This is a genomic window from Nocardioides panacihumi (assembly GCF_039530925.1).
Taxonomy (GTDB): domain Bacteria; phylum Actinomycetota; class Actinomycetes; order Propionibacteriales; family Nocardioidaceae; genus Nocardioides; species Nocardioides panacihumi.
Window position 1 is genome coordinate 836,269 of sequence record NZ_BAAAPB010000001.1, and the last position, 12,074, is coordinate 848,342.

10 protein-coding genes are annotated in these 12,074 nt (G+C 70.5%); 3 read left to right on the top strand and 7 right to left on the bottom strand.

The window, feature by feature from the left end:
• Positions 1-8 precede the first annotated feature (8 nt).
• From ABD205_RS04015 to ABD205_RS04040, 6 genes are all read right to left on the bottom strand, one after another.
• A complete protein-coding gene (locus tag ABD205_RS04015; RefSeq protein WP_344042646.1) occupies positions 9-221 on the bottom strand; it encodes a heavy-metal-associated domain-containing protein in 213 nt (70 codons plus the stop codon).
• A gap of 106 nt (positions 222-327) precedes the next feature.
• On the bottom strand, positions 328-1,791 hold the full coding sequence (locus ABD205_RS04020; RefSeq protein WP_344042648.1) for an MFS transporter: 1,464 nt from the start codon (positions 1,789-1,791) through the stop codon (positions 328-330).
• 93 nt (positions 1,792-1,884) lie between these two features.
• Complete coding sequence (locus ABD205_RS04025) at positions 1,885-2,088, bottom strand: heavy-metal-associated domain-containing protein (protein WP_344042649.1); 204 nt, start codon at positions 2,086-2,088, stop codon at positions 1,885-1,887.
• Positions 2,089-2,198: 110 nt separating this feature from the next.
• Positions 2,199-2,327, bottom strand: coding sequence for a hypothetical protein (locus ABD205_RS04030; RefSeq protein WP_344042651.1), 129 nt, complete (start codon positions 2,325-2,327; stop codon positions 2,199-2,201).
• A gap of 162 nt (positions 2,328-2,489) precedes the next feature.
• On the bottom strand, positions 2,490-5,729 hold the full coding sequence (locus ABD205_RS04035; RefSeq protein ID WP_344042653.1) for an AfsR/SARP family transcriptional regulator: 3,240 nt from the start codon (positions 5,727-5,729) through the stop codon (positions 2,490-2,492).
• 229 nt (positions 5,730-5,958) lie between these two features.
• Complete coding sequence (locus tag ABD205_RS04040) at positions 5,959-7,440, bottom strand: MFS transporter (RefSeq protein ID WP_344042655.1); 1,482 nt, start codon at positions 7,438-7,440, stop codon at positions 5,959-5,961.
• A 315-nt stretch (positions 7,441-7,755) separates the two neighbouring features.
• Here ABD205_RS04040 and ABD205_RS04045 point away from each other — a divergent pair, with 315 nt between their 5' ends.
• Both ABD205_RS04045 and ABD205_RS04050 read left to right on the top strand, forming a co-directional pair.
• Positions 7,756-8,877 (top strand): flavin-containing monooxygenase, encoded by a 1,122-nt coding sequence (locus tag ABD205_RS04045; RefSeq protein ID WP_344042657.1) that lies wholly within the window; start codon positions 7,756-7,758, stop codon positions 8,875-8,877.
• A gap of 327 nt (positions 8,878-9,204) precedes the next feature.
• Positions 9,205-10,650 (top strand): sialidase family protein, encoded by a 1,446-nt coding sequence (locus ABD205_RS04050; protein WP_344042659.1) that lies wholly within the window; start codon positions 9,205-9,207, stop codon positions 10,648-10,650.
• 6 nt (positions 10,651-10,656) lie between these two features.
• Here ABD205_RS04050 and ABD205_RS04055 read toward each other — a convergent pair whose 3' ends face one another.
• Entirely contained in the window at positions 10,657-10,869 is a 213-nt protein-coding gene (locus ABD205_RS04055) for a hypothetical protein (RefSeq protein ID WP_344042661.1), read from the bottom strand.
• 116 nt (positions 10,870-10,985) lie between these two features.
• Here ABD205_RS04055 and ABD205_RS04060 point away from each other — a divergent pair, with 116 nt between their 5' ends.
• On the top strand, positions 10,986-11,606 hold the full coding sequence (locus ABD205_RS04060) for an ATP-grasp domain-containing protein (RefSeq protein WP_344042663.1): 621 nt from the start codon (positions 10,986-10,988) through the stop codon (positions 11,604-11,606).
• The last annotated feature ends 468 nt before the right edge of the window (positions 11,607-12,074 follow it).

Consider the following 12,074-nt stretch of genomic DNA (forward strand, 5'->3'; position numbering starts at 1 on the left):
CGTGCTGGTCAGGAGGCGAGCTGGTAGCCGGCCTCGTCGATGGCGGCGGCCACCTCGGCAGTGGTGACCTCGCGGCCGCTGCCGACCGTGACGCGACCGCTGGCCAGGTCGACGGCGACGTCGGTGACGCCGGCGATGGCGCCGACCTCCTCCGTCACGGCGGTCACGCAGTGGCCGCAGGTCATGCCGTTGACCTGGAAGGTCTGCTGGAACGTGGACATCGGGTTCTCCTCGTGTTGGTGCGGTTGATGGGCTGGTTCGAGGTTCGCTGGTGGGGTCACCAGGTCGCGCCGGTGAAATCGCCAGGTTGGTGGCGGACGGGTCAGGTCACGCGACCACCTGCTCCTTCGAGACGTCTGGGGCGGAGGTCGGCGTGGCCGGGGTGCGCAGCCAGGCAGCCGCCACCACTGCTCCGACAGCTGCGATGGCGGCGGCGCCGATGAGGGCCGCGGAGTAGCCATCGGTGAGCCCGGCCAGGTCGGCGGCCGACCCGTCGGCCCCGAACGCCGCGGCGACTGCGGTCATCGCGGCGAGGCCGAGGGCGGAGCCGATCTGGTAGTTCGTGTTGACCAGGCCCGCGGCGAGGCCGGCCTCCTGCGGAGCGGCCGAGGACAGTGCCAGGCCGAGCGAGGGGATGAAGGCCATCGCCATGCCGGCGGCGGTGACCAGGCTGGCCGGCAGCACGTCGGACCAGAAGCTGCCGTCGGCCGGGATGAAGGACAGCCAGGCCAACCCGGCGGCCAGGGTGACCAGGCCCGCGACGGTCAGGGCCTTCGGGCCGAAACGGGCGATGAGGCGGGGTGCGACCGCGACCATCCCGACCATGATCGTGACCGTCAGCGGGAGGAGGGCAGCGCCGCTGGCGAAGGCCCCGAGCCCGAGCACCTTCTGCAGGTAGAGGTTGACGAAGAAGAACATCGGGATCCAGGCCGCGCCGAGCAGGAACTGGGCAGCGTTGGCAGCCGCCAGGTTGGGCGCCTTGAAGATCCCGAGCCGGACCAGCGGCTGGCGGGCCTTCGCCTGGCGGACGACGAAGCCGGCGACCAGGACCAGTCCGACCAGGCCTGCGACCACGGTGGACGGCGCGGTCCAACCGACCTGCGGGGCGCGGACGACCGCGAACACGACGGAGCCGAGGCCGAGGGTGACGGTGGTGGCTCCGGCGACGTCGACCGAACCGCGGTGAGCGGCGCCGGCCGGCATCACCGACGGTGCCAGCGCGACGACGGCTGCGGCGAGCGGCAGGTTGATGAAGAACACCCACGGCCAGGACGCGAACTGCGTCAGGACGCCGCCGAGGAACACGCCGGCGGTGCCACCGGCGGGGGCCGCGGCACCGTAGACGGCGAGCGCCTTGGTCAGCTCCTTCGGGGTCGCGCCGAAGATGGTGAACAGCAGGGTGAGGGCTGCCGGAGCGATGAGCGCCGAGCCAGCGCCTTGGACGGCTCGGCCGACCAGTTCGACGGCGGGGCTTCCGGCGGCCCCTGCCACCAACGACCCGACCGCGAGCACGATCCAGCCGGTGGTGAACACGCGGCGTGCGCCGAGCAGGTCGGAGAGTCGGCCACCGAGGAGCAACAGGCCGCCGAAGGCGACGACGTACGCGTTGAAGACCCAGCTGAGGCCCTGGGCTGTGAAGCCGAGGTCCCGCTGGATCTCGGGGAGCGCGACCCCGATGATGGAGGTGTCCATGATGACCATGAACTGAGCCGCGGCGATCAGCCCGAGAGCGAGCCAGCGCCTGCTGCCTGGCGCCGCGGAGGGTGATGCGGAAGACGGTGTGGACGGCATGGTGAGCCCTTTCTGGGTGTCGAAGCAGCTGCCTCGGCTTCGGGTTCGGTGAGCGTCACAGCGGCCACTGTCCGGTCGCTGTCGTGGCGCTGTTCAGTCGAGCTCGGGGCGGTAGGTCGTCCCGGTGAAGGCGTCGAGCACGTCCTCGACGGTCATCGACCCTCCGAGACGGACGGTCGACGTGGCGGCGTCGGCGACGACCGTCCGCACGCCAGGGATGTCTCGCAGCCTGGCGGTGACCTCCCGGACGCAGCGCCGGCAGCCCATGCCGCCGACGTACAGGGTCAGCTCGCGCATCGTTGCTCGCTCTCGACGGTTCGGTGACGTGAGGAGGTCACTGTCGGCCGGCGGTCTGTCCGGTGACTGTCCGTGCCTGTCGGGGTCGGACTGCCGGGCGCGAACAGTCGTCAGACAGCCCAGCGCAAGCGGGCCGCCGGAGAGTCGTCGCACGGCAGGACCACGACATGGCCGGACAGGACCACGGCACGGAAGGGCGGCAGGACCATGAACACGGCGACGACCCGGACAGACTCCACGGCACACGTTCGTCCTCGAGTCGACTCCCGACCGCGTGCCTGTTGGTGCGGTCAGGAGCTGGCGCGCACGCGGTCACCCTTCTGTCCGCGGTGCGGTCGCGCGACGGGCCCCGAGACACGGCCGGGCTTCTTCCTCCCGGCCGTGTGATGCCGGGCTGCTTCTCAGCTCGCGTCGCCCCTCGGGGACACCGGAGTCCCCGCGCCGGGCGTACGTCGCTCATGCGGCGGCGCCGGGCGCACGAACCGCTCTCGGATCTCGGCGGCCTCGCCCGCCAACCGTTCGCCGTCCACGGGCCGCCCCTGCGCCCGAGCCAGCCTTCCCAGTCCCTCGAGCGAGGACGCGGTCACACTGGGCTCGCCGAGCGTGCGTCCGACGGCGAGGGCCTTCTCGTAGAGTCCGCCGGCTTCGGCGAGGTCGCCGAGCGCCTCATCGCAACGCCCTAGCCCGGCCAGGGCGATGCCAGCCCACACCGGGGTGCCAAGGCGCTCGAAGCCGCGGACCGCCTCGTCGTAGTGCTGTCTGGCCATCGACCAGTCCCCGCTCACCTCGGCGAGCAGCGCATAGCCGTGGACGGCCAGCACCTCGCCCGCCCCGTCGCCGACCTCCTGGGAGGCCTTCGCTGCCCGGTCGAAGAGGTCGCGGGCGGTCCCGGGTTCGCCGATGTGGACCTTCTCGATGCCAAGGTCCGCATAGGCCCACTGCACGGTGTTCCACAGCCCCGCGGAGGCAGCCACGTCGATGGCCTGCTCCAAGGTGCGGGCGCTGTCGTCCAACATGCCGAACTGCCGCAGCCCCCAGCCGAAGTGGTACAGCGTCGCCGACAGACCCCACAGGTCGCCGAGTTGCCGGAACGCGGCGGAGGTCGCCGGGCCCAGACGCAGAGCAGTGGCCACGTCTCCGGCCTTGAGGGCCGTCTCCAGGCGCACGAAGCCGACGACCGCCTGTCCCCAGGCGTCCCCTTCCCGCGAGAACTCCTCGTCGGCCTCCTGCAGGAAGGTGTCGGAGCGTTCGCGGGCCGAACCGGTCACCCCCTCCACCGACACCAGCACCTTCGACAGCGCGGCATGCCAGGGGTCGTCGAGGCTGGTGAAGATGGACAGGCTCTCCTCCGCGGTCTCCGCGCAACGGGGGTGGGGGTGCACCAGGCATCCGCGTGGCCGCTCGACGATGGACACCGCCTGCAGGGCCCTCGCGCGGGCCGATGCCGAGGCTTCGCTGTTGCCCACCAGGCGACCGAGGACCTCACGGCCCTCGAGATGACGGCCGAGATGCCAGAACATGCCCAGGGCGCCCGCGGTCACCAGGGCGGAGTCGAAGTCGTCGATGCCGCCTCCGGGGCGTGAGAGCCAGTCGATGGCGGCCCGGATGTTCGGTTGCTCGTCTCGGAGCAGCCGCAGGGTCTCACGTTGACCGTGTCCACGTAGTTCGACCTCGGCCCGCTCGGCGACGGCGCGGAAGTAGGTCGCGTGCCGACCCGCGAACGTCTCGGCATCGCCCGAGGCGGCGAGCTGCTCGGCGGCGTACTGCCGCAGTGTCTCCAGCATGCGGTAACGAGTGGTGCGGCCGCGTTCCACCCACACCATGGACTGTTCGACGAGCCGACCGATGGTGTCGAGGATGACGGCCGCAGACAGCGCGTCGTCGCTGAGGACGGCTTCTGCGGCCGTCAACGACCAGCCGCCCCGGAACACTGACAGCCGGTTGAAGACCAGTCGCTCGACCTCGGTCAGGAGCGCGTAGCTCCACTCCACGGTCGCCCGCAGCGTCTGCTGGCGGGCTTCGGCGGTGCGAGTGCCCGATGTCAGGAAGGAGAAGCGTGCGGCGAGCCTGTCCGCGATCTCCCCGGGTGACATCGACGCGATCCTGGCGGCGGCGAGCTCCACCGCCAGTGGGATGCCGTCGAGCGCTCGGCAGATGTGGCCGACCGCGGACAGGTCCTCGGCGTCGAAGACCAGGCCCGGGCGTACGGCGCGGGCGCGCTCGGCGAACAACTGGGCGGCCGGGTAGTCCAGCACCTGGCTGTCCGGAGCGTCCTCGGGCGGCGTCGGGAGCGGGCCGACCGTCACCTGGACCTCGTCCGGTATCGCGAGGGCTTCTCGACTGGTGACGAGAACGGTGACGTCGGGGCACCGGCCGAGGACTTCGTCGATGAGGCTGGCTGCAGCGTCCACGACGTGCTCGCAGTTGTCGATGAGCAACAGCATCCGACGCCGCGCCAGGAAGGAGGTGAGTCGTTGGCGCACATCCCGCTCGGCGCCGCTCCCGTCCAAGGGGACACCCAAGGCGTCGGCGACCGCCAGCGGAACCTGCTCCCCGCTCACCACTGATGAGAGCCGGACTCCGAACGCTCCGTCGGGGTAGGCGTCGGAGGCCCGGACCGCGGCCGCGAGTGCCAAGGAGGTCTTCCCTGCCCCGCCGGGCCCGATGAGGGACAGGAGCCGGACCCCGCCGAGCATCACGGACACGGACTCCAGCTGCTCGTCGCGGCCGATGAGCGGGCGGAGCGAGGTCGGGAGGTTCGTGGCAGCAGCACGGTCCTCGGCGCCTCGAGTGCGGACCGAGGCGACCGCGTTCGCCGGGCCCTCGTTCGAGCCGCCTCCGAGCGACTCGTCCTGCCGCAGCACTCGCTCGTGAAGCGAGCGGAGCGAGACCGATGGCTCGAGCCCGAGCGTCTCGTCGAGCGTGGTCCGAGTCCGGGTGTAGACCTCGAGCGCGTCGGCCTGGCGTCCGCCGCGGTACAGCGCCAGCATCAACAGACCGGCGAGGGACTCGAGCGTCGGGTCGTCCGACACCAGCGGCTCCAGGTCGCCGACGACCTCCAGGTGCCGTCCGAGCGCCAAGGCCACTTGGGCGCGCTCGATGATGGCGGCCAGGCGAAGCTCGTGGAGCCTCGTGGCCTCCGCTGTCGCCCACTGCTCGGTCACGAAGTCGCTGAGAGGCTCCCCCCGCCACAGCGCCAGCGCGTCGTCGTAGGCACGCAGGTGACGCAGCTCGTACCCACCTGTCGCCGCCGCCGAGCCCGTCGCGGCTCGAGCTGACCGGAGCCTGTCGGTGAAGTCGGAGGCATCGACGTCCGATGTGCCGAGGTTCGCGCGGTACCCGACGCCTTCGCGCACGACCAGATCGTCGGCACCCATCGCCTTGAGCGCCCGGCGAAGCTTCGAGACCCGGATCTGCAGGGCGTTCATCGGGTCGACCGGCAGCGTCGTCTCAGACCAGAGCCGGTCGACCAGCAAGGTGGCCGGGATGGTCCGGCCCGGGGCGAGCAGGAGCTGGGCCAGCAGGGCACGTTCGGCCACTCCCGGCAGCTTCGCGGGTGTCCCGTCGACAAGGATGGCCATCGGTCCGAGCAGCTGGAAACGTATGTCGTCGATGGCCGATCCCCCCGTAGATGCGGTCATCGTCTCGCGCCCCTCCTCGCCTGTTCAATCGCCATCACCGACGACCGCAGTCTCGCGCATTGTCGGCGGCGGCCGACCGGCCAGCCGAGCTCCAGGCCGACGAGCGGGTCACGAGAGCTCACCCGGGTCCAGCACGAGGGCTCCTCCCTGAGCTGATCGCGCCTGGGCGAGCAGGTCCGCGGTGGCGGCCGGCTCTTGCAGATATCCAGCCACGGCAACCGCGCTCCGTTCATCCAAGACGCGCCACAGAGGACTCCCGACGCCTTCCGACCAGGGAGCATCCCCAGGCGGCCGTCGCCAGGGAGACCATCGCAGCCGCGGTGAAGGCGGCAGTGAACCCCGACGACCCCAGCGCACCGGCGGACGTTCCGCCGACCGCGATCCCGATGGCGGTGAAGACCGAGGTGCCGAGCGCCGAGCCGACCTGCGTCGCCGAGCCGGCAAGACCCGACGCGAGTCCGGCGTGGGCGTCCGGCAGTGCGCCGGCGATGACGATCGTGGTCGGGGTGAAGCTGAAGGCGACCCCGGTGGCGACCAGCAGCAGGCCTGGCAGCACGGCGACGGCATACCCGGCACTGGACGGTGCGTACGCCAGCCACAGGTGACCAGAGGCGAGCACCACCATTCCGGTCACCAGGCTGAGTCGCGGGCCGAGCACCCGCAGCACACGGGGCAGGAGCGTGAGGGAGACGACGAACCCGGTGACCGACGTGGGAACCATCGCCAGGCCTGCGTGCTGAGGGTCCAGCCCGAGGTCCTGCTGGAGGTACAGGGCGACCAGCACGAAGCTGGATGCGCGGGCCGACCCGCCGAGGACGGCGAGTCCGACCCCGGTGCTCACGACACGGTCTGCGAACAGGTCCAGCGGCACCAGGGGTTCGGCGGCGCGTCGCTCGATCCGGATGAACGCGCCGATGAGCGCCACGGAGGCGGCCAGGCTGGTGACCGTCGAGACCGTCAGCCCGGACTCGGCGAGGCCGAGGGCTCCGTGGACGAGCGCGACCACGGCGCCGGTGACGGTGACAGCGCCGAGCGTGTCGAACCGGTGCCGGACCCCGAGGACCCCTTCCTCGAGAACGCGCCGCGCCAGGACCACGGCAGTCATCGACACCGGGACGGTGACGAGGAAGACGGCTTGCCAGCCAAAGGCGCCGGTGAGCAGGCCGCCGAGGAACACCCCGGTCGCGCCGCCGACGGCGGAGGCGGCGCCCCAGAGGCTCATCGCGCGAGCGCGGGCCGGTCCGGGGAAGGTGAGGAGAAGCAGGGACATCGCGGCCGGGCTGAGGGCGGCTGCGCCGGCACCTTGGATGATGCGGCCGCCCAGCAGCAACCCCTCGTTCGAGGCAGCGGCGGCCAGAAGGGTGCCGACGGTGAACATCGCCGAGCCCCCGATGAACATGCGGCGCCGGCCGAACAGGTCCGCGACTCGTCCGGACAGCACGAGCAGGGCGCCGAAAGCGAGGACGTAGGCGTTGACGATCCAGGCGACACCGGCCGGACGGAGGCCGAGATCGGACTGGATGGAGGGCAGTGCGACGTTCACGATCGAGGTATCGAGCATGACTGTGAACTGGGCGGAGACCAGCAACCCCAGGGCAAGGGTGTGGCGACGGTCGGCGCCCCCGCGTTCCTTCGGTCGATCGGCCCTGCGGCGTGTCGAACGGGCCGCCTGCTGGGCTGCCGGCCGAGTGCGGTCGAGTGTGGTCGTCATGGTGGCCTGCCTGGGGTCGAGGTCCGGTTGAAGCGCGGGTCCACGGTCTCCTCGAGGGCCACCTGGTCGCGCCGGTGAGATCGCCAGGTTCGGCAGTTCCTGTCCTCGTGCCCGACGAGTCGGCCGCGGGCCTCGCGTCCGACCCAGAGCGTCCGCGTGCCTCGCGCTCGCCCGTCCCGGCCTCGCGTGCAGCAGTCACCTGCGTGGCATCCCGGCGATTCCGCCGGCGCGGCCACCGGCAGCCCGTACCTAACGTCAGACGCAACCACCACTCATCCAGACAGCCATCCGGCCCAGCCACCGAGGAGCAGCCCCATGTCCGCCGCCACCGACCCCACCGCCTCACGGCCCACCGCAGAGACTCCTGCGAACACTCCGCTCGATGTGCTCGTGATCGGCGCCGGGCAGGCCGGCCTCGCGGTCGGATACCACCTCGCCCAGCGAGGTCTGCGGTTCCTGCTGGTCGATGCAGCCCCCGAGATCGGGCACAGCTGGGCCAGTCGATGGGACTCGCTGCGACTGTTCACCCCCGCCGAGTACTCCTCCCTCCCCGGCATGGGGTTCCCCTCGGCCCGCGGCACCTACCCGGGCAAGGACGAGGTCGCCGCCTATCTGAAGGCGTACGTCGACCGGTTCGACCTCCCGGTCATGCTGAACACCTGCGTCCAGCACGTCGTGCAGCGCGACGGCATGTTCCAGGTCGCCACCAGCCAGGGGACGCTGTCGGCCCGGCAGGTCATCGTCGCGACCGGCCCGTTCCAGCAGCCCGCCATCCCTGGCCTTGCCGCCGGGTTCGCGCCAGCGGTCACCCAGCTGCACACCTCGACCTATCGCAACCCGACCGACCTGCCTGCCGCGGACGCCGGGAGGGTCCTCGTCGTCGGCGCCGGCAACTCAGGCCTCCAGGTAGCCCTCGAGGTCGCACGGACGCACGCGGTCCACCTAGCGGCCGGATCCCGTCAGACGACCGTGCCGCAGCGGCCCCTCGGCCGCGATCTGTTCTGGTGGCTGACCAAGACGCGGCTCGTCTCCCGTCCCGCGTCCTCGCCAGTCGCAGCCTGGTTCCGTAGACGCGGCGGAGACCTCGTCATCGGCACCACGTGGGACGACGTCGACGGCGCCGGCATCGACGTCCGCCCCCGCCTCACTGCTGCAGCCGGGCACGCCGCGCGATTCGCAGATGAGTCCTCCCTCGACGACGTGTCAGTCGTGATCTGGGCAACCGGCTTCAGGCCCGACTACAGCTGGCTCGACGTGCCGGGCGTATGGGACGGCCGTCAGATCACTCACCAGCGTGGTGCCACCTCCGTGCCCGGCCTGTGGTTCATCGGCCTGCCGTGGCAACACTCGCGCGGCTCGGCGCTCCTGGGCTTCGTCGGCGACGACGCCAGCTGGCTCGCCGGCCAGGTCGCGGTCCACGCCACCGCCCACCTCTAGCCGGCGCAGGCTGACTCGATCGACACGAGGTGCCAATAGAACGGACCTCGCGCTTGCGGGCTCAGCGATGACCAAGCAGTGACCGGCACGTCGGGTGCTCTCCTTCACTGCAGATCCGGACACATTTGCTTGACGTTCTCGGCCACACGTTTGCGCTTTTGTTCGGTTCAGGAGCCCGCCACGATTACCGCCGGGCGCCCCGGACGGGTCCTGGCGGGGGACGCAGGGTGCCCAGGTCGCCTCCCCGTCTGCTCCCAGGCCCCAGCGCCGTCGAGTACGCAAGGCAGAACGCCGATGCACCGACGACGCCTCGAAAGGAAGAACACGATGAACATGCGTCACTTGCTCGTCGGAGTCACAGTGTCCGCGCTCGCAGCAATACCACTCGGTGCCGCAGCCCAGGTCGCACCGACTGCCGCACCCGTCGGACCGGGGTTCTCGAACACGACCCTGTACTCGCCGACCTCGCCAGCTGCGTTCCCGCTGGTGCCGGGCGCGACGACCGCGCCGCATTCCGGCCAGTCGGGCAACAGCGAGCCCGCGATCGCCTTCGGCGGGCCGGACAACGCGATGGTGGTCGACGGATTGGGCCAGATGTCGGTCCAGGTCAACCTCTGGAAGGGCCACTTCGGTGAAGAGCCGCTGTCCTACTTCGGCGCGATGGACACGCTCCTGCCGACGAACGGCGCCGGCCGGGTCAACGTCGGCGACGGCGACGCTGACGTGGAGGTGACTTCGGCGGGGACCGTCTTGCTGGCCGACCTCGACACCATCGTCAACCGCGGGGTGCTCGGAGGACATGCCCCGCTCGATTCCGCGCGGTTCGGCGTCTCAGTGACCCGCTGCCCGGCGGAGGTGTCGGAGCCGGCCGGGTGCACATCCATCCCGATCGACGTTGCCGGTGCCGACCGCCAGTGGATCACGACCAACGGCACGAGCGCCTGGCTGTCCTACCACGACGCCGCCAACAGCGAGTTGATCCGGGTACGGCGCTCGACCGATGACGGCCGGACGTGGACGAAGGTGGCCAGCCCGATCCCGGGTCAGGGTGCGGTGACCGGCGACGCAACGGCGAACAACCGCGTCGGGCCGATCGTGGCCGACCCGAAGAGCGGCGATGTCTACCAGGTCTTCATGACCGGCGAGGCCCGCGTCGAGAAGGGGACGAGCGAGGACTTCAACAACGTCTACGTCTCCCGCTCGACCAACGGCGGGAAGTCGTGGACGGCGCACCTCGTCCACCACGCACCCCCGCTCACCAACCTGTCGAACTTCTGGCCGACGCTCGCCGTCGATCCCGCGACGGGGGTGCTCTGGACGGCCTGGACCGACCAGCACGGGATCTGGGCCAGCTCCTCGTCCGACGAGGGCGAGGACTGGAGCATGCCGCTTCAGGTCTCTAACGCTCAGCTGAACACGACCGTGATGCCTTCGGTCGCTGCGCGGAACGGCAAGGTCGACGTCGTCTACTACGGCTCGACCGCCACCTCGATCGACGACGCCAGCGCGGTCTGGAACGTCTACGACGCGCATCTCCAGGGCGGCGTCTGGTCGAATGGACTCGTCAGCAACGGGCCCAACCACGTCGGCAGGGTCTGCCTCAGCGGCGAGGACTGCACCAGCGACCGCGAGCTGCTCGACCTGTTCGAGGTCGCCGAGGACCCCGCCAGCGGCAAGGCTGCGGTGATCTACACCGACACCACGGTCGACACCTGGACGCTCGGCGGCGTCACCCGGCGACTGCCGCAGATCGTGCTCGCTTACGAGCAGTAGACGAGCCTAGGCCTTGGCCGGCGGACCGCCCGACTCCTCCGTGTCGGCGCGGTCCGCCATGGCGGCTTCATCGAGGAGCGCGTCGAGATCGAACTGGAGCTGCTCAGGACGTACTGGTGGCGAGAACCGAGGAGAGAGCAGGCAACGGATGCCGACCGACGCTTCACAGCCCGACCTGACCCAGTCCAGCGGGCGCTCCGTACCGAGCACCACATCCACGCAGATGTCCTACGAGCGATCCACGCGACGAACGGCGAGCAAGCCACGGGTCTTGCTCGTCACATCAGAGGACTGGCCCGAAGGCGAGCCTGGGCACCTGGCGATCGACCAAGCTCTTGCGACGCGAGGAGTGTCGAGCCGCTGGGTCACCTGGGACGACCCACACGTCGGTTGGACCGACGCTGACCTGGTCGCGGTCAGATCCACCTGGGACTACGACATTCGCCTCCCTGAATTCCTCAACCCTTCCCGCAGCTGTGGACGAGTTCGGGTGTCCGGCCGTGGTCAAGCCGCGGACCGGTGCAGACGGCCGGGGCGTTGTCGTCGTGCGCGACCGAGAGGCGCTGACGCGCGTTTCGCAGGGCCCGTGGCTGGTTCAGCCGTTGGTCGAGTCGGTTCGGACCGATGGTGAGCAGTCTGTGTTCGTGTTCGACGGGCGTGCCACCAGTCAACTGCGCAAGGTGGCCGGCAACGACGACATCCGCGTTCACGAGCACCACGGCGGCGCCTCCCATCCGACCCCACTCGACCCGGCGGCGGCTGCGCTCGCGACCCGGACGATCGCTTCGGCCGGCGAAGTCGTCGGCACCAACCTCGCCTACGGGCGGGTCGACATGCTTCATCACCAGGGTCGTCTGGTCGTCAGCGAGATCGAGTTGATCGAGCCGTCGCTCTACCTGGCCGAGATTCCAGAGAACGCTGAAGCATTCGCGGACATGCTGCGCACTCGCCTGTAGGTCGCCACCCCGGGTCAGCCGCTGACGAGAGGCATGTTCCGGATCCTGCTCGGCGCTCCTGTTCGAGCCCACGAACCCGGCGAACCCGGCGAAATCACCGGCGCGACCACTCCTCCGCGAATCAGACGATGGCACTCCACCGCACATGTCCGCGCACCCTCTGGAGATCGCCATGCACACCACCATCCACGCCGACATCGCCCGTTACGAGATCCGCCAGCGGCTTCGCGACGCCGACGACCAGCGCAGGCGCCGCCTGGCTCGCCACGACAACGGCTCCGCACTCCTGAGCGCTGAGACTCGCTCTCGATGCCTGCCGCGGCGGCACCCACAGCGGTGGCATCGAGACGGCCTCTCAGGCCTGTGACCTGGCTTCCTGAGGAGCTCACCGGAGCTGGCCGCGCACGGTCGCTCCGTCAGTCCACCGCCGCCCAGATCGGCGGCATCACGTCCCTCCCCTCCGACAAC